Below are 24699 nucleotides of genomic sequence, written 5' to 3'. Positions count from 1 at the left end.
CGCCAAACCGCTTGACCCTATGCCAGCAAAGGGGGGCCAGATGATCCCGACACCCTATTATCTGATCGACGAAGAGCGTCTCTTGCAGAACATGCACAAGATCGAGCGTCTGCGCGCTCTCTCGGGGGCCAAGGCGCTCTTGGCGTTGAAATGCTTTGCCACGTGGTCGGCGTTCCCGACCATGCAGCCCTATATGGATGGCACCACGTCCTCCTCGCTTTTCGAGTTGCGGCTCGGGCGCGAGAAGTTCGGCAAAGAGACCCACGCCTATTCGGTCGCTTGGTCCGATGCCGAGATTGACGAGGCGGTGTCCTATGCCGACAAGATCATCTTCAACACGGTGGGACAGTTGCAGCGCTATGACAACCAGTCTGCCGGGATAGAACGCGGCCTGCGCCTCAACCCGCGGTTCTCAACGTCGAGTTTCGATCTCGCAGATCCCGCGCGGCCCTTTTCGCGCTTGGGCGAATGGGACGTGGACAGGATCCTTGGCGTGATCGACCGGATTTCCGGGGTGATGATCCATTATAATTGCGAGAACGCCGATTTCGATCTCTTTGACCAGCAACTTGCCCGCATCGAGGCGGAATTCGCGCCGGTGCTGGAGCGGCTGCAATGGGTCTCGCTCGGGGGCGGTATCCATTTCACCGGCGATGACTATCCGCTCGAAGAACTGGCCGCGCGGCTCAAGGGCTTTGCCGAGCGGTTCGGCGTGCAGGTCTATCTGGAACCGGGCGAGGCGGCGATAACTGGGTCGACCACGCTCGAGGTGACGGTGCTCGACATTCTCGACAATGGCAAGGAACTGGCGATCGTCGATTCCAGCACCGAGGCGCATATGCTCGACCTCTTGATCTACCGCGAGAGTGCCAAGCTGCCGCAAGAGGGGGCCCATACCTATCAGATCTGCGGCAAGTCCTGTCTTGCGGGCGATATTTTCGGCGAGGCGCGCTTTGCAGCACCTCTGACCGTGGGCGACCGCATTTCAATCGGCGATGCCGCCGGTTACACGATGGTCAAGAAGAACTGGTTCAATGGCGTGAACATGCCCGCCATTGCCATAAGGCGCCCCGATGGCACCGTCGATCTGATCCGCAGCTTTACCTTCGAGGACTATGCCGCCTCGCTGTCATGAGGACCACCCACACTCTTTCCCGGGGCTGATCGCCCTCCTTCCCCTGTCCTGCAAGAAAAGGAGACAGCAGAAGTGAAACGTAACGTACTCATCATCGGTGCCGGTGGCGTGGCGCAGGTCGTCGCTCATAAATGCGCCCAGAACAACGATATTCTGGGCGATTTGCATATCGCCTCACGCACGCAGGGTAAATGCGATGCGATCATCGCCTCAGTGCAGGAAAAATCTGCGATGAAGGTGCCGGGCCTCTTTGCCAGCCATGCGATTGACGCCATGGACAGCGTCGCCGTGGCCACCCTCATACGCGAGACGGGCGCACAGATTGTCATCAACGTCGGCTCGCCGTTCGTGAACATGTCGGTGCTTGATGCCTGTATCGAAACGGGAGCTGCCTATATCGACACCGCCATTCACGAAGACCCGGCCAAGATTTGCGAAACGCCGCCGTGGTATGGCAATTACGAGTGGAAAAAACGCGACATCTGCGCACAGAACGGCGTAACTGCCATTTTGGGGATTGGATTTGATCCCGGCGTGGTCAATGCCTTTGCCCGCTTCGCCGCCGATGAATACATGGACAAGGTCACGTCCATCGACATCGTGGATATCAACGCCGGCTCGCATGGGCGCTACTTCGCAACCAATTTCGACCCCGAGATCAATTTCCGCGAGTTCACCGGCACGGTCTATTCCTGGCAGAACGGTGCCTGGCAAGAGAACACGATGTTCGAAGTGGGGCGCGATTGGGATTTGCCCGTCGTGGGCACCTGCCGCGCCTACCTCTCGGGGCATGACGAGGTGCATTCGCTGGCCGTCAACTATCCGGATGCCGATGTGCGGTTCTGGATGGGCTTTGGTGAGCATTACATAAACGTCTTCACCGTTTTGCAGAGCCTTGGCCTGCTCTCGGAACATCCCGTCACGACCGCCGAGGGGCTGGAGGTTGTGCCGCTCAAGGTCGTCAAGGCGGTGCTGCCTGATCCCGCCTCATTGGCCCCGGATTACACCGGCAAGACCTGCATCGGGGATCTGGTCACAGGCACCAAGGATGGCGCGCCGGTCGAGGTTTTTGTCTACAACGTCGCCGACCACAAGGACGCTTTCGAGGAAGTCGGCAGTCAGGGCATCTCTTATACCGCTGGCGTCCCGCCGGTGGCCGCCGCCATCCTGATCGCGCAGGGCGACTGGGATACCGGCACCATGAGCAATGTCGAAGAACTGGACCCCAAACCCTTCCTTACGGTTCTCGACCGCCTGGGCCTGCCGACCCGCGTTCAGATCAATGGCACCGACAAGGCGTGGAACGACTGAAGCAATACCTCGGGGCAGGTGGGTTTCCCAACCTGCCCCGACCTCTCGCTCAGGCGCGTTCCTTGCGTGTGAAGCGAGCGTCCAACGCGTCGCCCGCACCACCCAGATCAAACTCGAATCCGCTCTCCGATGGAGCGCCGACAGGCTTTTTCGCCCGCGCCGGGGCCGTCCCACGCTTGAGCGGGATGACCGAACTGGGCGCTGCGTTTTGGGTCTCGCGCCGCGCCGGTGCGGCGGGCTGATCCACCACCTTGAAGAACCCAACCGCTACCGTCAGCTCATCGGCGAGGCTGGCAAGCTGGGTCGCGCTGCTCGACAATTCCTCAGAGGCCGCGTTGTTGGTCTGGGTCACACGGTCAAGCTGTTGGATCGAGAGCGCAATTTGCGACGAGCCAGTCGAGAGTTCGCGCGAGGCATCGCTGATTTCCGTGACCAGCCCCGAGGTGCGCTCGATATTAGGCACCAGCTCTGCCAGCATCGTTCCGGCTCCGACCGCCGCGCTCACAGTTGTCGCGGATAGCGAGGATATCTCTGCAGCGGCGGTCTGGCTGCGCTCGGCCAGCTTGCGCACCTCGGCGGCCACCACGGCAAAGCCCCTGCCATGTTCCCCGGCGCGCGCGGCCTCGACGGCGGCGTTGAGCGCCAAGAGATCGGTTTGCCGCGCGATTTCCTGAACGATCATGATACGGTCCGCAATCGTCTGCATTGCGCTGACCGCATCGGCCACGGCGCGGCCGCTGGCGCGCGCATCCTCGGCTGACTTGGTTGCGATGCCTTCGGTGATCTGCGAATTCTCGGCGCTTTGCTTGATGTTCGCGGTCATCTGTTCCACGGCAGAAGAGGCTTCTTCTGTGGCGGCCGCCTGATCGGACGCGCCGCGCGCCAGTTCCTCCGAGGTTTCCGCCAGTTGGGTCGCGCCCGAAGACACGTTGCGCACCGAGTTCGTCACATCGGCCACGATATCGCGCAGACGCAGGACCATGTCGTTGATCGAGGCCTGTAAGGTCGAAACCTCATCGCGCCCACGCACGTCGAGCGTCTGACGCAGATCCCCTTGCGAGATTCCATGGGCCAGATCAGCGGCCTTTGCCACCCGCCGTGCGATGGAGAGCGTGATCACCGCTGCCGCACCGATACCAACCACCAACGAACTGATCAGCATCAGCAGCAGGTTGAACTTGGCCGCTTCATAGGCCACTGTTGCTTCTGCGGCACGAGCGCTCAGATTGTCGATGATCGTGTCGCGCATCTGGTTCAGCGCGGCCCTGATTTCAATGCTGATCTCCTTGAGTTCCGTGTGGAACAGCGTATTCGCCGCGTCCCCATTGCCAGCGCCCTCCAGCGCCATAACGCGTGTGTTCATCACATAGGCGCGCCTGTGCAGCTCTTCAAAGGCGGCAAGCTCGGTCACCAACTCGGGGTTTTTCGCCATTCCGCGCAGTTCGATGATCTTGTCATCGACAATCGAAGCCTGAGCGACGACGCCAGCCTCCAAATTGTCGAGGTGATCAGGAGCAGGATTGGGTAACCCGATAATGTAAGAGGCCACACCAGTCAGAACCAGCAACTTTGCCTCGAACATCTCGTTGATCACGCCAAGCTCTGCGACTTCCAGGCGCATGATGTCCTGAAGCTCGGAATCTGCCGCCCTGAGGTCTCTCAGGGCCATGACAACCGAGGCGGCAAAGAGGGCAAAGATAAAGATATAGGTTCCGGCCAGTTTGGCTTTGATACTCAGTCTCATAGTTGGTCCTTTGGTCAAGTCGCGCCGCTACAGGGGGCAGGCGCGGAATAAATGAAAGAGCGGGGGAACTGAGGAACATAGGCTATACTCTGCGGACACTCCCGCAGATCGCCAGAGCATGGGCACTTGGCTCTGGCAACGGGGCTGCGATGCAGGTCACTTGACCATTTGGTGTCCCAGTCAATTCCGGCTCCGGTGGGAATCCGTTGCGAGGAAAGCAGGGGGCTTTCCTCTATGCTGAGAACGGCACGCAACAGCAGGGGGGATAGCTATACGGAAGGGTATGGGGACTGTCGAAACGGGCAAACCGAGCGACCCAAGAGGCCAGATGTAGTTCAAACTTAGGCCTTTTGTCTCTCCCAAAGCGGTGCCCTGATCCAAAGATACCTGGCTGATCTTTGGCGCTGTGCAGTCATCTTTTGGAAATCCGGACTGTGCTTTTGCGTGTGTAAACAATGACGGGGCAAAACCGTTGTTCGCAAAGACACCTGTTGCAGCCGACGCATCTGAGAAGGTCACCGGATCTTTCTCAGCTGTGTCCCCAGATACGGACCACAGACCCCATGACCAAGAAACTGCCTCTGACCGGGGATTTGAAGATTGCCTCGGCAGATGACCTTGCAAAGCAATTGAACGACGCTCTCACGTCCGGCGATGTGACCCTCTGCTGCAAGAAACTCGCAAGCATTGATGCCGCCAACATTCAGGTTCTGGTGTCAGCCTACCAGACAGCCCGCGCGCGCGGCCATGCGCTCACCGTCGATGTGACCTCCGGTGGCGTTCTTGAAGCCGCGTTCGACCGCCTCGCCCTTCTGCCACAGATGATCGTCGACAACGGCAGCCTTGTTGGGATCACGACTGAACAGACGATGCAGGTGGCAGCATGAAAACGGTTCTGGCAGTCGACGACTCGCCGTCCATCCGGCAAATGGTTGGTCTGACGCTGCGCGGCGCGGGCTATAACGTGGTCGAGGCGGTGGATGGGCGGGACGCGCTTGAAAAAGCCACCACGCTCAAGATCGACGCGGTGCTGACCGATCAGAACATGCCGAATTTGGATGGTCTGGGCTTTATCCGCGCCTTTCGCGCCCATCCCAGCAGTCAGGGCATCCCGATCATCTTCCTGTCCACCGACTCGGCCGATGCCCTGAAACAAGAGGCGCGCTCGGTTGGCGCACTCGGCTGGATGGTCAAACCGTTTTCACAGGCGCAACTGCTCAGCGTCATTCAAAAGGTTCTGGGATGATGGAAAATGATATTTCTGCGGTCTTCCTCGAGGAGGCCAGCGAACTTCTCGAAAGCCTGGAACAAGGCCTGCTGAAGCTGCAAGCGGACCCGAACAATCTGGACCTGATCAACGCGGCCTTTCGCGATCTGCATACGATCAAGGGCTCCGGGGCGATGTTCGGCTTCACGGACCTTGCGGCTTTCATCCATAAATTCGAAACCGCGTTCGAGAAAATCCGCTCCGGGCAAATCAAGGTCAGCGCATCGCTGATCCGCGTGGCCCTGCGCGCTGCCGATGAAATCAAGGGCTACCTCGGCGGGGATGCCGCAATGACCCCCGCGCGCCAGGCGATCCTGGACGATCTCGAACTGGCCGTCAGCCCCGCTCAGCCCGCAACCCGGATCCTGCCCGACGCCTCCGCCGCAACAGGCTGGCGACTGACGTTCCGGCTGGCCTCGGATGCCTTGGTCCTTGGGGCACGCCCTGAGGCGCTCTTGGATGAATTGCGCGGACTGGGAGCCACCAACCTTGTGGCGGATATCAGCCGCATTCCGCCCCTCGACCAGATCGAGACGCAGGCCTGCCTGTTGGGCTGGTCCATGGACCTGCCCGCCTCGGCGCGTGAGGACGACATCAAGAGCGTTTTCATGTTCCACGAGGGCAATATGGAGCTGAACCTCGTCAACCGTGCCACTCCAGCACCAGACGCCGCCGTATCCCTCGCCCAGCCCAGCGAAGCAGCGGCCTCCGGCCCCCAGACCACGCCGCAAAGCCCGACCATGCGCGTGCCGGCCGAGCGTCTGGACGAGTTGATGGATCAGGTGGGCGAGTTGGTCATCGCCGAGGCCCGCCTCTGCGCCTTGGCCAACACCAGCAAAGACCCCTCCATGATGGCCGCCGTCGAGGACATTCAGCGCCTCGCCTCACGGATGCGCGACACCACGATGAGCATCCGCATGGTGCCCATCAGCTCGATCATTGGCCGGTTTCGCCGCCTCGTGCATGACCTCTCCGAAGGCTTGGGCAAGAGCGTAAACTTTGTCGTCACGGGGGCGGATACCGAGCTCGATAAAACCGTGATCGAACGTCTGGGGGACCCGCTTGTCCATATCATCCGCAACGCGATTGATCACGGGCTTGAGACGGACGAGGCCCGCGCCGCCGCAGGCAAACCGGATCGCGGCACCATCGAACTCAGCGCCGAGCATCTGGGGGCCGAGGTGGTCATCTCGGTCAAGGATAACGGGCGCGGTCTCGACCGCAGCAAACTGCGCGCGCGCGCCATCGAACAGGGTCTTTTGTCCCCCGAGGCCACCCCATCCGAGGCCGAGCTGTTCGCGCTCATCCTCGAGCCGGGATTCTCCACCGCCGCCAAGGTCACAGAGCTTTCGGGGCGCGGTGTGGGCATGGATGTGGTCAAACGCACGGTCGAAGGCCTGAGGGGACGCATCGTGATCGCGTCCGAGCCGGGGCACGGCACGACCTTCACGCTGCGCCTGCCGCTCACGCTGTCGATCATCGACGGGCTTTTGGTCGAGGTCGGCGGGGATCGCTACATCATCCCGATGGCGGCGGTGCAAGAGATTGTGGAGCTGCCCGCCAGCGATGCCGGGGCCGATACAACGTCGAGCTTTCTGCAAATCCGCAACGCTCTGGTGCCGTTCCTGCGGCTCAGAACGCTTTTGGACTGCGCCGAGGAACGCAACACGCTTCAGAATGTGATCGTGGTTTCCGCCTCCAGCATGCGCGTCGGACTGGTGGTGGATCGCATCCTTGGCACCAATCAGACGGTCGTCAAACAGATGTCGCGCCTGCACGCGGGCGTCAAATCCATCTCGGGTGCCACCATCCTTGGCGACGGCTCGGTCGCTCTGGTGCTGGAAGTCGGCAATCTTGTCGAACTGGCCCGGACAGACCTCAGAAAAATCGAGAAAGCAGCATGACCAAAGACCTCAACGGATCGGGCAAGACCCTCACGGTGGTTGCCCTGCGCCTTGGCGAACGGATTTTCGCCATTGAAACCAGCGCGGTTCTGGAAATCCTCTCGCCCATCCCCGTGACCCGCGTGCCCCATGGCGGTGCCTTTGCGCAAGGCGTCATCAATGTGCGCGGCGGGGTTGTGCCGCTCGCTGATCTGCGCGTGATCTTCAGCATTCCCAAGCTGCCAGTTGATGAAGATACGCGCATTCTGGTTCTGCAAATTCCGATCGAGAACGAACAGATCACGGTGGGCATCACCGCCGACGAGGTTCTCGAAGTGGTGACGATCGACTGTGACCGGATCGAACCCTTGCCGCCCGCAGGCACGATCTGGCCCGCCGACTATGTTCGGGGCCTCATTCAGGGGCCCGAGGGCATCACCATCCTGCCCGACCTCAACACTATCTTTGCCGCGCATATCGCGACAGCCAACGCAGTTTGAAATAGGAAATAAATCATGAGACTGACCATCAAAGCGAAACTGGCCGCAACGTTCCTGTTGGTTCTGGGCATGGCGGGCTTCGCCATGACCCTTGCCTTGCGCGATATGCAAGGCTTGAATCGCGACATGAATATGATCGTGAACGAAACCGCCGAACGTGTTCACGTTTCTCAGACCTTAATTTCTGCTCAGATCCGCTTTCAACGCGACACCCGGAGTTATCTTCTTGCCGAGAACGCTGTCACCAAACGCGAGATCCAGAAAGAGCTCGAAGAAGGCATGAAAGAGAAAGGGGCAACGTTTGATCATCTCGTTGAAATTGCCAGCGACGAAGGCAAGGTGCTTCTGGCCGAATATGCACGTATCGAACAGGACCTCCTGACCATCAACGCCAAGGCCATGTCCATGAAGGATATGAACCAGCAACTCGAAGCCTTTCGTTATCTTCAAACTGAAGGTGTTCAAACTGCGCGCGCGATGCGGGATAAATTGCAACAAATCGTTTCGATCAATGAGGAAGCGATGTCCCAAGTTGTTGCGAATGCCAATACGCAGTTCACTTCGTCGCGGAACATGCTGGTCGTGCTCATGTCCGCCGCCGCCGTTGTTGGTGTCTCTGCCGCTGCATGGGTCACATTCTCGATCTCCAAGGGTCTCAACAGCGCCATTGCCATCACCGGCAGGGTTGCCTCCGGCGACCTGACCGAAACTGCCGCCATTCGCGGCAATGACGAGATCAGCGACCTTTTGAAATCGGTCAACGGCATGGTGGTCAAACTTCGCGAAGTTGTGGGGGATGTCACCTCGGCCATCCGCAACGTAGCCTCCGGCAGCCAGCAAATGGCCTCGACCTCGGAAGAATTGTCGCAAGGGGCGACGGAACAGGCCTCGTCCACCGAAGAGGCGTCTTCCTCGGTCGAACAGATGTCCGCCAACATCAAGCAGAGCGCCGAGAACGCCGCCGAAACCGAGCGTATGGCTGTCAAATCAGCGCAAGACGCCCGCGAAAGCGGCAAGGCCGTGGCCGAAGCCGTGACCGCCATGCAGGACATCGCCAGCCGGATCATGGTCGTGCAGGAAATTGCGCGCCAGACCGACCTCTTGGCCCTCAACGCGGCGGTAGAGGCCGCACGTGCCGGCGAGCATGGCCGTGGCTTTGCGGTGGTTGCCGCAGAGGTCCGCAAGCTGGCCGAACGCAGTCAGACCGCCGCGACAGAAATCTCGGCCCTCTCTGCCACCACCGTCCGTTCGGCAGAAAATGCAGGCGCCATGCTGCAAGGGCTGGTGCCGGATATCGAGCGCACATCGTCCCTCGTGAGTGAAATCTCTGCGGCCTCTCAAGAGCTTTCTGCCGGTGCCTCTCAGGTCAATCTGGCCATCCAGCAACTCGACAAGGTGACACAAGAAAACACCTCGGCAGCCGAGGAACTCTCGGCCACCGCCGAAGAACTCTCGAGCCAATCCGAGCAGTTGCAGGATGCCGTGTCCTACTTTGTCCTGTCCGACAAAGCCGGTGCTCAGACACAGGAACGGTCCACCCCAGCCCGCGCAACTGTTCGCTCGGTCAAATCCTCCTCGGGCAAGGCCGGACGGACCTCCGCTGGCTTCACCTTCAACCTTGGTGCCGAAAAGGACGATCTCGACCATGGCTTTTCATCCCGCGACGCAGCGTGAGGGCTGACCGATGAACGAGAACTCCCAAGTCGTCACATTCCAATCGAGTGGCTCACTCTTTGCTGTACCCGTGAACCGGGTCCAGCAGATCCTCGACACCCAACCCATCGCCGCGCTGCCCAACAGCCCGGCGGAACTTCTGGGTCTGATTGATGTCAGAGGCGAGAGCATCGCCGTCACCGACCTCTCAGAGCTTTTGTCCCGAGGCCCGACCAAAGACACCTCCGAGACGCGCATTCTCATCCTGAGCCTGCTCAACGGCCAGCACACCGCGACCGTCGGTCTGAAAACCGAACGGGTGATCGAGGTGACGGACCTGGACGAGGGGGGGATAAAATCCCCCGCCGACGCCGGCATCACCACCTGGGATGAAAGTGTGCTGACCGGTATCGGCCGCCGCAACGGCGATTTCGTCTGCGTTCTCAATCTCGAAAAACTCTTTGCCGAAGGCGTCCGGCGTAAATCCCCCGAATTTGCCACCCAGCGCCCCATCGAGACCCCACAAGAGCTTGCCCTGACATGAGCCTGTCCCGCGCCAGATCGTACCACGACCACTTCGCAGAGGTGATTTCCCGCGAAACCGGGATCAAACTCCCCTCCGGCAAAAAGGTGATGATCGAGAGCCGTCTGCGCCGCCGCGTGCAGACGCTCGGGTTCACCTCGCTTGAGGAGTATTTCCGCCATCTCTTCGAGGACGGTGGATTTGGCGCGGAACGCAGCGATGTCATCGACCTGATCACCACCAACAAGACCGATTTCTTCCGGGAACCGGCCCATTTCCGCTGTCTTGTCACGGACATGCTCCCCGATATCATCGCCCGCAAGCAACGCCTCAACAAGACCGTCGATCTCAAGTTCTGGAGCGCCGCCTGTTCGGATGGCTCCGAGGCCTATACGGCGGCGATGCTGCTCGAAGAAGCGGCGCGCAATGGCACGGCCTTTCAATACGCCATTCTCGGCACCGATATCTCCAACCGGATGGTCGCGGCCGCCCGCCGTGCGATCTACACCACGCAGGCCCTGGCACCGGTCCCCGAAGCCCTGCGCACGCGCTACACCATGCCGGGTCAGACAGAGGACATGCGCGGAATGGCACGGATCGTGCCAGCTCTCAGGAGCAAGACAAATTTCACACATCTCAACCTGATGGATGATAGCTACCCCGTGGATCAGGACGTCGACATCATATTCCTGCGCAACGTCCTCATCTATTTCGAGCCCGAGGATCAGGCAAGGGTGATCGCGCGCCTCGTACGCCACCTCGCGCCCAAGGGATATTTGGTGGTCGGCCATTCGGAATCCATGACCGTGAAACAGCCCAATCTCAAACAGCTCACGACGGCTGTTTATCAAAAAGAGTAGACCGCGTGATGCTGGATGTTGCCTGCAAACCTCAGATTTCCGTCTTGATCGTGGACGATTCCGCCTCGGCGCGCGCCATGCTGATGCGCATCGTGGAAACCGATCCCACATTGACACTCTTCGCGACGGCGGCGGATGCCTTCATCGCGGTCTCGAAAATGCAATCGGGTCTGCCCGATGTCATGCTGCTGGATATGGAACTGCCGCGCATGTCCGGGCTGGATTTCCTGCGCAAGATCATGGCCCAACGGCCTATTCCCGTGGTGATCTGCTCCAGCCACGCCGAGGCGGGATCGGATCTAGCGTTGACCGCCCTTGCCAGCGGCGCGGTCGAGGTTGTCTCGAAACCCGCGCCCAAGACCGATGCCGATTTTCAGGAATCCGCCATCGCCATCTGTGACGCGATCCATGCCGCCGCCGAAAGCGGTCACAAGAAGGCCCGAAAGACCACGGCACCACGCGAAACTGGCACCAAGCTCTTAGCGGACGCCCTGATCCCACCGGCGCGGCCCAAACCCATCGCCTATACGCCGCCCATCGTCTGCATCGGCGCGTCGACCGGCGGCACAGAGGCGATCCGGTCCATCCTTGTCGACCTTCCGGTGACATGTCCTCCGGTCGTCATCGTGCAACACATGCCCGCAGGCTTCACAACCGCCTTTGCCCGCCGCCTCAACAGCCTGTGCCGTGTGACCGTCAAAGAGGCCGCCGATGGCGATCTTTGTAACCCCGGCGAGGTGCTCATCGCTCCGGGCAATTTCCACATGATGCTGGCCCGGCAGGGACGCGGCTATAGCGTCAAGATCGTAGACGGTCCCTACATCTGTCGTCATCGCCCGTCCGTCGATATCCTGTTTCGCTCCGCCGCTCAGACCGCCGGGGCCAACGCCCTCGGGATCATCCTGACGGGGATGGGGGATGACGGGGCACGCTGCCTGCGCGAAATGCGCGATGCCGGGGCTATGACCCTTGCACAGAGCGAAGAGAGCTGCGTCGTCTTCGGCATGCCGCGCGAGGCCATTCGCATGGAGGCCGCAGCCCGCGTCGTGACCCTTTCCGACGTGTCCGGTGCCATCACGTCCTTTGCCGCCACGCATGCTCTGCGCGCGAGGTAAACCATGTATCTTGCCGCGCTCAGCCTCTTGCCCCGGTCCTTTATGACCCCACTCGAGAACGCCACGTCCACGATCGAAACCATTTTTCTCCAGACTGGGCAGGGGCTTGGGATGGGTGTCGAGGATCTGATGGGCCTGCGCAAGGCGCTCGCACGTCTGAGCGTCATGCTGGGCGAAGAGGAAACGCAGACGCTGATGACGCTCTGCGTCCAATCCGTCGAACACAGCGCGGACATCAGCAAGGACGTGCAAACTTTTGTCAGCATGGCCAAGACACTTCGGGCGGGCATCCGCAAAATCCAGAGCAATGTCAGCCATCTGTCCGTGGTAATCCGCACCATGTCCGCCTCTGCGCCCATTTCGCGCATCCTGGGCAATTCGCTGAGCACGCGAGAGCCAAAGATCGACGAGTTCTCCATCGAATTGGCCCGCATCGCGTCAACCGCCGACGAACAGCTCAAATCGCTTCAGAACCGCCTTGAAACCATTGAGCACGATATGGCGGATCTTGATCTTGTGTCTCTCAACCTGTCGCGAGACATGACGGAAACGGTCGGTCCCGCTCTTCGCGGTCTGGAAGAGCAAGTCAGCAAGATTCAACGCGACCGTCATGACTTGGCCGCCGGAAACGCCGTGATCGAAACCGGAATGCGGGACATATTCGCCGAGGTTTCCGCCATCGTCGGCGAGCTCCAGACAGGGGACTCCGTCCGGCAACGTCTGGAGCATATCAATGTCATCGCGCGCGCCGCTCTCGACGCCGCGCTGGCGCAAGAGCGTCAGGACGCCTCCGACGCTCTCACATATCTCGCCGTCTGTCAGGCTGAAGAAAGCCGCGATGACATCACGGGCGATGTCCAGTCGGTGCTCCAACGGCTGACGGCCATACAACTCCGGGCCGAACAGGTTCTCTCCGCTGCGGAACAGGTCTATCTTGATCCGAACGACACCCAGAGAAAGCGCGTCTCGGCGATGATTGCATGCGCCGATAGCCTGTCTGCGGCTCTGATGTCGTCACAGGTCAATCTGGACACGCTCCTGCGGATCAATCGGATGACCCAAGAGCATATCGAGGCGATTCAGGGGCTCGCCGCTGATATGGGGCTGCTGGATCATCAAATCCGATTGCTCGGGCTCAATACATTTATCGTCTGCTGCAACATCGGCTCCGAGGCCTGTGCCTTGCAGGAACTCTCGCGTCAGGTTCTGTCGTTGACGAGAACCTCCAACGAGATCTTTGATCAGATTGACGCGACGACCACGGCCCTTGCCGCGACACCTATGCCCGATGTCCTGCGCGCCGCCGACAAGATGTCGCGCACAATCGCCATAGCGTGTGATCTCACAGAACGACTGCAGGGCACTGATCAGGCGGTCGGCGGGGTCAAGGCGGCCTGTGCCATAGAGGGCTATGCCCTCAAAACCGCTCTGCACGCCAGCCACAAGGCTCTGTCTTCTTTCGAGAGGGCCGACTCCGATCTTGCCTCCGTCATCTCGGATCTTCGGGGCCTGATTTCACCTGTCAACTGCGGCCGGACCGAATATGATGTTCTTGCCTCAGAGCAGGGTCGGTTGGACCAACTCTATGCGATCTATACGATGGGGTCCGAGCGCCGGGGCCACGACCGTATTTTCTCGGGCAGATCGGATTTTCCTGCGCCACCCGCCACCGCACCGCAAGACTCACGCGACGCTTTGGCGGATATTTTCTTCTGAGCGCGGCACTGCATTTTCGCACAAGTCTGAGCCTCGCATGACCGTACGGTGAGACCGCATATTCGTACTATCAGCTCCAAACGCCTCGATCCACCCGCGCCATGCAGGCGCGGGCCGGCCGAGGAAGATTTTTGATCGGGTTAAAGTATTTTTAATCAGGTGGTTATGGTGCAAAGCTCACGCAGGAAGGTGAATTTTGAACCGCTCCCTGATCTTCGCGTCGGTCACTGGATCAAACCGCGCCAACGCGCGCTCTGACAGAATTTTCTCTTTCTTTTCAGTGGCTTTTGCGATCAAATCAGGTTTCCCCAACTCGTCCCATTCCTTGGGCGAGGATCGGTTAGCGAGGCAGGGATAGAGATAATCCGTCTGCATCCTGCTAAGTGTTTGTTCTGCCCCAAGAAAATGACCGGGACCGCCAATACAGGTGGCGCGGATCACCTCAAGGCTCAGCGTGTCCTCATCCACCTCAATCCCCCGCGTACACCTGAGAGCCTGACCAATGAGATCGTCGCCAAGTATCAGAGATTCAAGGCAAAATCCCAACAGAGAGGCATGCATTCCCGCCGCCTCATAGACCATGTTGAGCCCCGAAAGCCCGGCCATGACATTCGACGTCGCCTGCTCCCACCCTGCCTGCATATCCGGCAGTTTCGCATCCGCAATCCCCGCCGCCGCCCCCCCCGGCAACCCATAATACTTGTGCATCTGCGCGCATCCGGCAGTCAAAAGCGCCTGCTCACCCGATCCGCCCGACATCGCTCCGGTGCGCAGATCACTGACAAAGGGCCAGGTGCCAAAGATCGCCGGAAAGCCCGGTTTGATCGCGTTGACATAGACCAGTCCGGCCAGACATTCCGCCGTCGCCTGCACGATGGCCCCGGCGATTGGGGCGGGTGCGGTGGCCCCGGCCTGGCCCGCCGAGAGCAGCAGAACGGGCATTCCGCCGCGAATACATTCTTCCATCACAAGGCAAGACTCGGTGGCGAACTTCATCGGTGGAACGACGAAGCAATTGGAGTTGCTTACAAAAGGCCGCTCCCGCCATTTGTCTTCACCGCCCGCAATCAGGTGCAGCATCTGCATTGCATCGGCGACAAAGCCCGGCTCGGTAAAGGACACGCCTACGTGTTTCGTGGTCCCCGCACAGCAAGCATAGAGCGTGTTCAGATCCATCTCGCGGTTGTCGACAATATCGCGACACACCATTGGACGCTGTACGAAATGGATGTTGTCGAGCTGATCTGCGATGCGCACCGCGTCATGCAGATCCTGCACTGTACACTCGCGGTATGTGCGATTATGCACATCCACCAGATGCACCGCCGCGCCCGCCGTGCCATAATGCACTCGATTGCCTTGCAAGAGCATGTCATGTTTGGGATCGCGACCAAACAGAGTCATCGACCGGTTTGCGCGTGCAATCGTGTCCTCAATCAGCGCCCTCGGGAACCGAATGCGTCCATCCGACCCGAGAATAGCCCCCGCACCCGTCAAATAGGCCACCCCAGAAGGCGGCGCATCGGCGAGGCCGATCTGTTCGAGTGCATCCAGAACGGCGTGATGGATGCGGTCCATCTGCACTTGGCTCAGGGGACGATAGGTGCCGCCCTCTTGACCCGGATGGACGGGGCGCAGATTGGCGGCGAGCGGGTTGGAGCGGGCCTCACGGCGGGCCGCGCGGCCACCGGCGCGGCGCGTGATTGTTTCGGTCATGTCTTGGGTATCCTGAAGGAAAAGAACGGGTTGGTTTGGCTGGGCTCAGGCCGCCAAGGGGCGCCCGCGCGCGGCACGGCCCCGCTCCGCACCGATGGTGCGGACAACGAGCGCGATCTTGCTGCGTGGGTGCATGGTGTTCTCCGTCAGATGAGCTGACAGCATATGATTCTGGGCCGTCTGTCTGTTCCAAATCCGACGCGTGTCGCAAATGTGACCTCGATCGTCGTGCTTGACGGGTGCTGCTCTGGGGTCTAGGACAGCGGCATGAGCACCGCACCCTGCATTATCCGCTGCATTATCACCTGAGTTTTCTCAGGCGGGCCGGTCTTGTGTTTCCAAGTGATCACGAAGTTGCTAAGCCCGCCGCGGGACCGCGCGCGAGGACACGATGACGACGATCAAGCTGCACAACACCCGAACCCGGCGGAAAGAGGATTTCGCGCCTCTCGATCCAGATAACGTGCGCATGTATGTCTGTGGGCCGACGGTCTATGACCGGGCGCATTTGGGCAATGCGCGCCCCGTGGTGGTGTTCGACGTGCTCTACCGCTTGCTGCGCCATGTCTACGGGCCAGATCACGTGACCTATGTGCGCAACTTCACCGATGTGGACGACAAGATCAACGCCCGCGCGGCTGAGTCTGGACGCTCGATTGGCGAGATCACGGCGGAAACGACACAATGGTTTCTCGATGACATGGCGGCCTTGGGCGCGCTCGAGCCCGACCACATGCCGCGCGCCACGCAGTATATCCCGCAGATGGTGGCGATGATCGAAACATTGATCAAGAAGGGCTTTGCGTATTCAAAACCGATCACATTCGGCCATAACTCGCGCGCAGTATATTTTAATGCAAAAAAGGCACCTAAACACTCATTTTTCAAAGTTGAAGCTGATGATGACTATGGCGAACTCTCTGGACGCTCGCTTGACGAGATGGTCGCAGGTCTAAGATCAGAGGTTGGCGAAGGTAAAGAAAATCCCATGGATTTTGTTCTTTGGAAGCCTTCAACCGTCGATGAGCCGGGCTGGGAGAGCCCATGGGGATTTGGACGGCCAGGATGGCATATTGAATGCTCTGCCATGGCAAAGGCGCTGCTAGGCAACACGTTCGACATTCATGGAGGCGGGCTAGATCTACAGTTTCCGCACCATGAAAACGAGATCGCCCAAAGTTGTTGCGCGAACGGCACCGAACTCATGGCCAATTTCTGGCTGCATAACGAGATGTTGCAGGTCGAGGGCAAGAAGATGTCCAAGAGCGTGGGCAATTTCTTTACCGTGCGGGATTTGCTGGATCAGGGGATACCGGGAGAGGTGATCCGGTTCGTGTTCCTTTCCACGCATTACCGGAAGCCGATGGATTGGACGGCGGAGAAGGCGCGGGAGGCGCGCGTGAAATTGGCACATTGGCGTGCGCTTCTCGACGAGGTGGGTCCAATTAATGTTTCTCCAAATATGGTTGATGAAGGTGTTATTCTGAATTTGTCGGATGATTTGAATACGAAACCCGCACTCGATAATTTAGCTAACCTTGCTAAACGTTTAGAGGCTTCGTTGAAGGCTGAAAGGCAAAGAGTCGCCGGCGATGAGAATTATCCTAAACCCTCAGAAGAAAGTTCCGTGCTCGCGCTGAAACTAAAGTCCTCTGCTGAGTTGTTGGGCTTGCTTATGGATAACATTGGAGTGTGGGCCAAAGATAACGAGAAGAAATCAGCACCAGTATTGAGCCAGTTGAAGGAACGCATTGCGACAGAACGCATGGCGGCCATGGTATCGAAGGACTTCGCAGAACTTGACCGTCTGAAATCCGCCCTCACCGATGCAGGCGTCGAAGTTCGCATGACAAAAGACGGTGTAGATCTCATTCCCGGCCCAGATTTCGACCCCGCCAAGCTGGAGGCGTTGAAGTGAGGCGCCTGTCCGCACACCACCTGCAAGCCGCGCGGTGCCCGACCGCCGGGGGGGCGCTGCGACGGCTGTGGGAAGCAGTTTATGGTGCGAAATACTTGAACGATTGTGAGGATTGCGACCTTGCAAAAGCGCCCGCCCGTCACGCCGGAGGCGTGCCGACTATCAATGGCGCACCTCTGGTGCGACGGGCGGTCGGGCGCTCGCGCGGCGGTGCCTGCGGCACCTTGATTCCGCGCGGGGGATTAGAATGACCAAGGACCGCCTCTATCTCTACGACACGACCCTGCGTGACGGGCAGCAGACGCAAGGGGTGAGCTTTTCCACGCAGGAGAAAGTCCAGATCGCCCATGCGCTTGACCGGCTGGGCGTGGATTACGTCGAGGGCGGCTGGCCGGGGGCGAACCCCACCGACAGCGCCTTTTTCGACGACGCCCCGAAAACGCGCGCGACGATGACCGCCTTTGGCATGACCAAACGCGCAGGCCGCTCCGCCGAGAATGACGAGGTCTTGGCGGCCGTGCTGAATGCGGGGACCAAGGCGGTCTGCCTCGTGGGCAAGACCCATGATTTCCACGTCACAACCGCGCTCGGGCTCAGCCTCGCGGAAAACACCGACAACATCGCCCGCTCCATCGCGCATGTCGTGGCCGAGGGGCGCGAGGCGATCTTCGATGCCGAGCATTTCTTTGACGGCTACACCGCCAATCCTGCCTATGCGCTCGACTGCCTGCGCGCAGCACTTGACGCAGGCGCGCGCTGGATCGTGCTCTGCGATACCAATGGCGGCACGTTGCCACCTGCCATCGGGCGCATCGTGGCTGAGGTGATCGCGGCGGGTATTCCCGGCGACCGGCTTGGTATTCACACCCATGACGACACCGGCAATGCGGTTGCGGGCAGCCTTGCGGCGGTGGATGCGGGCGTGCGCCAGATTCAGGGCACGCTCAACGGGTTGGGCGAGCGCTGTGGCAATGCCAATCTGACCACGCTCCTCCCGACGCTGCTGCTCAAAGAGCCCTATGCCAGCCGCTTTGAAACGGGCGTGACGCGCGACGGCCTGCGCGCGCTCACCGCCATCAGCCGCCAGTTGGATGAAATCCTCAACCGCGTGCCGTTGCGGCAGGCGGCCTATGTGGGCGCCTCCGCCTTTGCCCACAAGGCGGGGCTGCATGCCAGTGCCATCCTCAAGGACCCAAGCACCTACGAGCATGTCGATCCCGCCGCGGTGGGCAATGCGCGCATCATTCCCATGTCCAATCAGGCAGGGCAATCGAACCTGCGCCAGCGTCTGACCGAGGCGGGGATTGTGGTGGAGCCGGGTGATCCGGCGCTGGCGCGCCTTCTCGAGACGATCAAGGCGCGGGAAGAAGAGGGCTATACCTATGACAGCGCGCAGGCGAGTTTCGAGATTCTCGCGCGCAAGGAACTGGGCCAGATGCCCAGCTTCTTCGAGGTCAAGCGCTACAAGGTGACGGTGGAGCGGCGCAAGAACAAGTATGACCGCATGGTCAGCCTCTCCGAGGCGGTGGTCGTGGTCAAGGTCGATGGCGACAAAAAGCTGTCGGTGAGTGAATCGATGGATGATCACGGCTGCGACCGGGGGCCGGTCAACGCGCTGGCCAAGGCGCTGGCAAAGGATCTGGGCCGCTATCAGGGCCAGATCGACGATATGCGGCTGGTGGATTTCAAGGTGCGGATCACCCAAGGCGGCACCGAGGCTGCAACGCGGGTCATCATCGACAGCGAAGACGGGCAGGGGCGGCGCTGGTCCACGGTGGGGGTCAGCCCCAATATCGTGGACGCCAGTTTCGAGGCGCTGCTCGATGCGATCAACTGGAAGCTTCTGCACGGGCAGGGGGCGGCGTGAGCCAAGGGTTCGATGCCGATCTGACCGCCTGTGCCGATCTGGTGCGCCGGGCCGATCCAGAGCGGTTTCTGGCGGCGATGGCGGCCCCCGTGGCGGCGCGCGCCGTGCTCTTTCCGGTCTATGCCTTCAATATCGAGGTGGCACGCGCGCCTTGGGTCACGCAAGAGCCGATGATCGCGGAAATGCGCCTGCAATGGTGGGCCGACGCGCTGGAGGAAATCGCGGCCGGTGGCCTTGTGCGGCGGCATGAGGTGGTCACACCTCTCGCGCATGTGCTCGATGCATCCGCTGCTGCGCTGCTGGCGGATCTGGTCGAGGCGCGACGCTGGGACATCACGCGCGAGCCGTTCGAGGATGAGGCGGATTTCACCCGCTATATCGAGGCCACGTCTGGCAACCTCCTCCGCGCGGCGGCGCAAGCGCTTGGCCCGGCGGCACCCGAAGTGCTGCGCGATGCGGGCTATGCGCTGGGCCTTGCCAACTGGTTTCGCGCCATTCCGGCGCTAGAGGCGGCGGGGCGCAAACCCTTGGTCGATGGTCGCCCCGACGCGGTGCGAGCGCTGGCCAAGGACGGGTTGGTGCGGCTCAAGCGCGCGCGGGCGGCGCGCGCGCAGGTTTCACGCGCGGCGGGGGCGGCGCTCTTGCCGCTCTGGCTGGTGGGACCGGTGCTGCGGCAAGCGCTACGCGATCCGCGGGCGGTGGGCGAGGGGCGACTTGGTGTGGCACCCGCCAGAGCGCAGCTCAGCTTGCTGGCGCGCAGTATGACAGGGCGCTGGTAGGCGGATCAGGCCAAGAGGGTACGCACCTGTGCGAGGATTGCGCCAATCGAGGGGCTTTCGCGATTGGCACGGGTCATGACCAAAAGCCCCACCATGAGCCCTTGCAGGACTTTAGCGGTTTCCGTGATTTGAGCCTCCGTCCGACTTTCGAGATTGTCCTGAGCCAGACAGTCAACAAAGAAGGCTTCGACCTGAGCCATGCTGTCCTCGATCAAGACGGCGATTTCATCATCATGGGGGGCGAGCTCCATGGCTGAATTCACCATCAGGCAGCCTCCAGGCATCGTGTCATTGCCTTTGGCAATAGCGTCGAACGTTGCCAGAATTGCCTCACGCGGTGCACGGTCCTGTCGGAGTTTCATGAGAAACCCGACCCTGTAGCTCTGATCGTAATGTTTCAGGGCCCGTAGGAAAAGGTCACGCTTATTGCCAAACCCGGCGTAAAGACTGCCACGGTTGAGACCCGTGGCCAATACCAAATCAGCCATTGAAGTACCCTGATAGCCCTGTGCCCAAAAGGCGCGCATGGCGGCCTCGAGCACTTCAGCTTCATCATAGGACTTTTCCCAAGGCATGGTTGATCCGTCTACCTACATCGGCACGATTTAGGAATTAAACCGGCCACTCAATAGTCGCAACGCTAGAACTTCCCCGACACCTTGGACAAGGGTGAGTAATGGGCCCTTGCCCAAGATGCCGGGTGCTCGTGGACCGACCCACGACGCCTGCGGAGCGGCACCTGTTCTAAAGTGATGGCGCAATGTGCCTGCGCCCACATGACTTTGTTTGGAATGATCGGTCAAATAACATTTTTGTGGGCGGCGGTAATTTGCTCAGCCTGCCCAATGGGATTGTGTGGCAGCCCTGGTGTGCCAGCGAGCTCGGGATGCTGAGAGACATAGCGTGCCTTGATCAGCTCGGATGTGCCGCGGCTATTGTCATGGCTCCAGCCCGGCGGCATCAGACAGTATTTTGCCCGCTCTCGCCAAGAAAGGCCCGGCTGCAACACATCGCGGAAAATCCCGACCCACTCATGAAAGGCAACGCGAAGAGGATTGAAAGTGCCGAGGTTGTGGACGAGCCCGTAATCAACCTTGTCTTCGTCCAGTTCGGGCACGAATGTGCCAAATAGCTTGTCCCAGATGATGAAGACACCGGCATAGTTGCAATCAAGATAGCGCGGGTTTCGCCCGTGATGCACGCGGTGGTGCGAGGGGGTGTTCATTACAGCTTCGAACAAGCGCGGAAGGCGTCCAATCGTTTCAGTGTGAATCCAGAATTGATAGATCAGGTTCATACCACCCACGAATAGAACCATCGCGGGGTGAAACCCCATCAGGATCAACGGCGCACGCAGGATCATCATAAAGGTGAACGTTCCGGTCCAGGTTTGACGCAACGCGGTGGTCAGATTGTAATGCTGCGAAGAATGGTGATTGACATGGCTCGCCCAAACCCATCGAACGCGGTGACCCAAGCGATGCACCCAGTAATAGCTCAGATCGTCCATCACAAAGCAGAGCGCAACGATCCAAAGAGATGTCCCCAGATCAAACGGTGTGATCCGCCAGAGCAGCATGAAAAGCCCATAGGCGATGAAGCCGAACAGAATACCAGAGGCCACATTGCCGGCACCCATGACAAGCGAGGTCAACGCGTCGCGTGTCTCGTATCGCCCTCCACGCCCTTTGAAGGTGATCCAGAGGAGTTCTGCGAGAATTGCGGCGATGAAAAAGGGTACGGCCCAGTTCACCACATCGGGAAAGCTTATCATGTCCGGCATGCTGGTTCCTTTAGGGTTTCGAGCCAGCGAGCCGCTTCGTCAGGGTCCAGAGACAGACCAATGCGGGGGGCTGTGAAATCGGGTAGGTTGATGCGTAGGCCCTTTGCGTCGGCCGTGATGTGCGCTTGGGTCAGATAACGAGCGGTCGTATCAGCGCCCATCGGCCAAACGACGCCGTAACCTTGATCGGTTTCGACCAATGCGGCCAAGCGGCTTTGGCACAGGATGACGCGGGTGGGCCTATGTCCGGGAAACTCGCGCTGCCATGCCCTGATTGCGGCGGACTCGTCGGCGAGGGTTGCTCTGCGCGAGAGACCAAGCACATGCAAGAGCACCGCAATGCCCGCTATTCCAAGCACAACCATCGGCAACAGGATGCTCAACGGCATGGTATCCTCCCTCGCCACAAGTTTAGCCAAAGAATTTATGAAATTGTCAAAGGTGGCGTTACGTCATCCGCCTGCGACCGAGGCAGGCGGAACCCGCCGTCGTCCTTCGCGCCACAGGAGTAGGGCCGCGCCGCAGAGGATGACAGCTGCACCAAGCAGGGACAAGGTGTCAGGCCAGACACCGAACACCACCCCGTCATAGATCCCGGCAAAGATGAGCGCAGTGTAAAAGAACGGGGCCACATAGCTCGCATCACCCCGTGCCATGGCATTGACAAAACACGTCTGCGCCGCTGCCATCAGGACACCAATCGCCGCAAGAGCCGCCCATTGCGCCGCATTGGGCGGCTGCCAGACCCAGACAACGGCAATGCTGGCGATTGTAAGACCAATGGCATTGTTGACGAGTAAAATCTGCCACGGACCCTCGCGTCCCGACAGGCGTTTGATAAAGATCAGTTCCGCCCCGAGGCAGAGCGCCGCCCCAAGGGCCAGTATCGCGCCAAATTCGACGATTCCGCTACCCGGACGCATCAGAATTGCCGCACCGATCAGCGCAATACCCGCCGCCGCCCATCTAACCGGACCCACGCGTTCGCCCAAAAGCGGGATTGCCAGCATCATGCCAAACACCGGGTTGAGAAAGCTGATCGCGGTGGCATCCGAGAGAGGAATGAAAGCCGCAGCGGCGAACATCAACGTGACACCCGCCCAGCCAAGGCTTGATCGCTTGGTGTGGGTGGCAAAGTCAGGACGGGTCATGCGCGGCCGCTTCACCCCAATCATCGTGCCAATCACGAGGAACGCAAATAGAAATCTTCCATGGCTGATCTGCAGCGCAGGCAGCGGAGTGCCGAGCGCCCCGGTCCCTATCGCCTTGGCCAAAAGCGTTGTGCCCGCGAGCAAAGCGGCGGCCAGAAGGGTAAGCAAGGCCGCAAGGGCTGGGTCTTGTGCGCGCGGATGGAACATCGCGACAGCTTTGCCGCGCCGCTCACTGCGCTGCAAGCTCGAAGCAGCCGACACGGTCCAATAAAATTTTGCGGCTCTCATTCCAAAAACGACAGGATGTCGTCGTTTGCCAATCACGCCCTCGATATCCGTGGTCAGTCTTACGAAAAATTGGAACGACACGATGCACCAACGCCGCATTCCTGAATGGCTCCGCCATGCACCCGCGCCCTCCGTTCGAGGTTTCGCCACGCTGGCAGGCACTGAGGCGATGGCGCGTGGCATCCTGATCTCCGTTATGCCGCTCGAGATGTACCGCGCCCTCCGGGACGCGGCACTCGTGTCCGAGGTCTATTTCCTTGTGGGTATCTTGTCGCTGGTCACCGGGCTAATGGTGCCGTTCGTTTCACGCTTCATGCCGCGTCGCTGGATCTATGTTACGGGCTGTGCGATGTTTGCGGGGGGCGCAACCTTGGGGGCACAGGGCGGTGCATTGGGCATGATCGGCGCGCTGGCCCTTATCACAGCCGCAACGGTCACCGTCTTTGTCTGCTTTAATGCTTATGTGCTCGATTTCATCGCCAAGACTGAGCTCGGTCGATGCGAGACGTCGCGCATGTTCTACAGTGCGCTGGGCTGGACGGTGGGGCCTTGGCTCGGCGTTACACTTCTGGGTGTCTGGCGACCGTTGCCCTTTATGATTGCCGGCGCGGCCGCGCTCACGATGATGGTACTCTTTCTCTATATGCGGCTCGGGAATGGACGCCTGATCACCCGCGCACGCCGTCCGGCTCCCAATCCGCTTGCCTGGATGCCAAGGTTTTTTGCTCAGCCCCGATTGGTGGCAGGCTGGATTTTTGCTGTAATCCGCTCCTGCGGCTGGTGGGCCTATGTGGTCTATTTACCGATCTTCGCGCTTGAGCAGGGATTAGGCGAAGATCTCGGCGGTATGCTGCTCTCCGTTTCGAATGGCATGCTCTTTCTGACGCCGCTGATGTTGCGCTGGATGCAGCGTCGGTCTATCCGCCATGCAGTTCGGGCAGGATTTTTGATGTCGGGGCTGCTATTTGTCTTTGGCGCGGCGCTCAGCGGCTTGCCCTGGGTGACAGTGGCCAGCCTCGCCTGTGCATCGGTTTTCCTGGTGTTACTGGATGTCTCGGCGGGATTGCCTTTTCTGATGGCCGTAAAACCATCAGAGCGCACCGAGATGTCGGCGATCTACGCTAGTTTCCGCGACGTGTCAGGTATTCTAACGCCAGGCGCGGCCTGGCTGGTGCTGCTCATCGCCCCCTTGCCGGGAATCTTTGCGGTGTCGGGTGTTGGCCTCATGGGGTGCTGGCATCTGGCGCGGCGGCTGCATCCGAGATTGGGGGCTGTGCGTGTGGCGATGGAACAGGGATCATCGCTCAATATTCCGCTTCCCTTGACCCAAAAGACCGGCTAGATCACGGCTTATGATCACGCGCGCAAAACATGCCCAGACTCGACGCCGACGCTTCTGCGTCTGACGTTCTGTCGTCTTGTGATTCCGGCGCGGCCGCGTGCCAACGCCCCAAATGTTCCCAAATGATTGACTTGGCCTCGCCCTTGCG

Annotated in this window: 21 protein-coding genes; 15 read left to right on the top strand and 6 right to left on the bottom strand. The window is 60.1% G+C overall.

Annotated features, from left to right (window positions below; genetic code table 11):
• Window positions 1-40: 40 nt before the first annotated feature.
• Together ACSSVY_RS14710 and ACSSVY_RS14705 are read left to right on the top strand one after the other, a co-directional pair.
• Window positions 41-1135 (top strand): carboxynorspermidine decarboxylase, encoded by a 1095-nt coding sequence (locus ACSSVY_RS14710; protein WP_454270380.1) that lies wholly within the window; start codon window positions 41-43, stop codon window positions 1133-1135.
• A gap of 72 nt (window positions 1136-1207) precedes the next feature.
• The gene (locus ACSSVY_RS14705; RefSeq protein WP_454270378.1) at window positions 1208-2446 is read left to right on the top strand and encodes a saccharopine dehydrogenase family protein; all 1239 of its coding nucleotides are present in this window, start codon (window positions 1208-1210) and stop codon (window positions 2444-2446) included.
• A 49-nt stretch (window positions 2447-2495) separates the two neighbouring features.
• Here ACSSVY_RS14705 and ACSSVY_RS14700 read toward each other — a convergent pair whose 3' ends face one another.
• Window positions 2496-4190, bottom strand: coding sequence for a methyl-accepting chemotaxis protein (locus ACSSVY_RS14700; RefSeq protein ID WP_454270376.1), 1695 nt, complete (start codon window positions 4188-4190; stop codon window positions 2496-2498).
• Between the two features lie 563 nt (window positions 4191-4753).
• Here ACSSVY_RS14700 and ACSSVY_RS14695 point away from each other — a divergent pair.
• The 9 genes from ACSSVY_RS14695 to ACSSVY_RS14655 are packed head-to-tail and all read left to right on the top strand — an operon-like array spanning window position 4754 to window position 13707.
• Entirely contained in the window at window positions 4754-5077 is a 324-nt protein-coding gene (locus ACSSVY_RS14695) for an STAS domain-containing protein (protein WP_454270375.1), read from the top strand.
• Window positions 5074-5436: a response regulator gene (locus ACSSVY_RS14690; RefSeq protein ID WP_454270373.1), complete on the top strand. Its 363-nt coding sequence runs from the start codon at window positions 5074-5076 to the stop codon at window positions 5434-5436. The genes ACSSVY_RS14695 and ACSSVY_RS14690 overlap by 4 nt, the downstream gene beginning before the upstream one ends.
• Window positions 5433-7361: a chemotaxis protein CheA gene (locus ACSSVY_RS14685; RefSeq protein ID WP_454270372.1), complete on the top strand. Its 1929-nt coding sequence runs from the start codon at window positions 5433-5435 to the stop codon at window positions 7359-7361. Before ACSSVY_RS14690 ends, ACSSVY_RS14685 begins: the two co-directional genes overlap by 4 nt.
• Complete coding sequence (locus ACSSVY_RS14680) at window positions 7358-7840, top strand: chemotaxis protein CheW (RefSeq protein WP_454270370.1); 483 nt, start codon at window positions 7358-7360, stop codon at window positions 7838-7840. The genes ACSSVY_RS14685 and ACSSVY_RS14680 overlap by 4 nt, the downstream gene beginning before the upstream one ends.
• Window positions 7841-7855: 15 nt before the next feature.
• Window positions 7856-9514: a methyl-accepting chemotaxis protein gene (locus tag ACSSVY_RS14675; RefSeq protein WP_454270368.1), complete on the top strand. Its 1659-nt coding sequence runs from the start codon at window positions 7856-7858 to the stop codon at window positions 9512-9514.
• A 10-nt stretch (window positions 9515-9524) separates the two neighbouring features.
• Window positions 9525-10037 (top strand): chemotaxis protein CheW, encoded by a 513-nt coding sequence (locus ACSSVY_RS14670; RefSeq protein WP_454270367.1) that lies wholly within the window; start codon window positions 9525-9527, stop codon window positions 10035-10037.
• Window positions 10034-10876: a CheR family methyltransferase gene (locus tag ACSSVY_RS14665; RefSeq protein ID WP_454270366.1), complete on the top strand. Its 843-nt coding sequence runs from the start codon at window positions 10034-10036 to the stop codon at window positions 10874-10876. The genes ACSSVY_RS14670 and ACSSVY_RS14665 overlap by 4 nt, the downstream gene beginning before the upstream one ends.
• 8 nt (window positions 10877-10884) lie before the next feature.
• Window positions 10885-11991 (top strand): protein-glutamate methylesterase/protein-glutamine glutaminase, encoded by a 1107-nt coding sequence (locus ACSSVY_RS14660; protein WP_454270481.1) that lies wholly within the window; start codon window positions 10885-10887, stop codon window positions 11989-11991.
• A gap of 3 nt (window positions 11992-11994) precedes the next feature.
• Window positions 11995-13707, top strand: coding sequence for a transducer-like protein, TlpC (locus ACSSVY_RS14655; RefSeq protein ID WP_454270364.1), 1713 nt, complete (start codon window positions 11995-11997; stop codon window positions 13705-13707).
• A 177-nt stretch (window positions 13708-13884) separates the two neighbouring features.
• Here ACSSVY_RS14655 and ACSSVY_RS14650 read toward each other — a convergent pair whose 3' ends face one another.
• A complete protein-coding gene (locus tag ACSSVY_RS14650) occupies window positions 13885-15423 on the bottom strand; it encodes a trimethylamine methyltransferase family protein (RefSeq protein WP_454270362.1) in 1539 nt (512 codons plus the stop codon).
• A gap of 391 nt (window positions 15424-15814) precedes the next feature.
• Between ACSSVY_RS14650 and cysS the strand changes: the two genes are divergently transcribed.
• From cysS to ACSSVY_RS14635, 3 genes are all read left to right on the top strand, one after another.
• Complete coding sequence (gene cysS / locus ACSSVY_RS14645; protein ID WP_454270360.1) at window positions 15815-17341, top strand: cysteine--tRNA ligase; 1527 nt, start codon at window positions 15815-15817, stop codon at window positions 17339-17341.
• Between the two features lie 247 nt (window positions 17342-17588).
• A complete protein-coding gene (cimA, locus tag ACSSVY_RS14640) occupies window positions 17589-19208 on the top strand; it encodes a citramalate synthase (RefSeq protein ID WP_454270358.1) in 1620 nt (539 codons plus the stop codon).
• On the top strand, window positions 19205-19987 hold the full coding sequence (locus tag ACSSVY_RS14635) for a squalene/phytoene synthase family protein (RefSeq protein WP_454270356.1): 783 nt from the start codon (window positions 19205-19207) through the stop codon (window positions 19985-19987). The genes cimA and ACSSVY_RS14635 overlap by 4 nt, the downstream gene beginning before the upstream one ends.
• Before the next feature lie 5 nt (window positions 19988-19992).
• Here the strand turns inward: ACSSVY_RS14635 and ACSSVY_RS14630 are convergent, their stop codons facing one another.
• From ACSSVY_RS14630 to ACSSVY_RS14615, 4 genes are all read right to left on the bottom strand, one after another.
• Window positions 19993-20562, bottom strand: coding sequence for a TetR/AcrR family transcriptional regulator (locus ACSSVY_RS14630; RefSeq protein ID WP_454270355.1), 570 nt, complete (start codon window positions 20560-20562; stop codon window positions 19993-19995).
• Window positions 20563-20786: 224 nt separating this feature from the next.
• On the bottom strand, window positions 20787-21770 hold the full coding sequence (locus tag ACSSVY_RS14625) for a sterol desaturase family protein (protein WP_454270353.1): 984 nt from the start codon (window positions 21768-21770) through the stop codon (window positions 20787-20789).
• Window positions 21758-22159 (bottom strand): hypothetical protein, encoded by a 402-nt coding sequence (locus ACSSVY_RS14620; RefSeq protein ID WP_454270351.1) that lies wholly within the window; start codon window positions 22157-22159, stop codon window positions 21758-21760. The genes ACSSVY_RS14625 and ACSSVY_RS14620 overlap by 13 nt, the downstream gene beginning before the upstream one ends.
• A gap of 63 nt (window positions 22160-22222) precedes the next feature.
• Complete coding sequence (locus tag ACSSVY_RS14615) at window positions 22223-23209, bottom strand: DMT family transporter (protein ID WP_454270349.1); 987 nt, start codon at window positions 23207-23209, stop codon at window positions 22223-22225.
• Window positions 23210-23291: 82 nt separating this feature from the next.
• On the opposite strand from ACSSVY_RS14615, the gene ACSSVY_RS14610 reads away from it, so the two are divergent.
• Entirely contained in the window at window positions 23292-24551 is a 1260-nt protein-coding gene (locus ACSSVY_RS14610) for an MFS transporter (protein WP_454270347.1), read from the top strand.
• Window positions 24552-24699: the final 148 nt, after the last annotated feature.

The sequence above is a fragment of the Roseovarius sp. MBR-51 genome (assembly GCF_053628575.1).
This window is presented reverse-complemented; position numbering and strand designations above follow the sequence as displayed.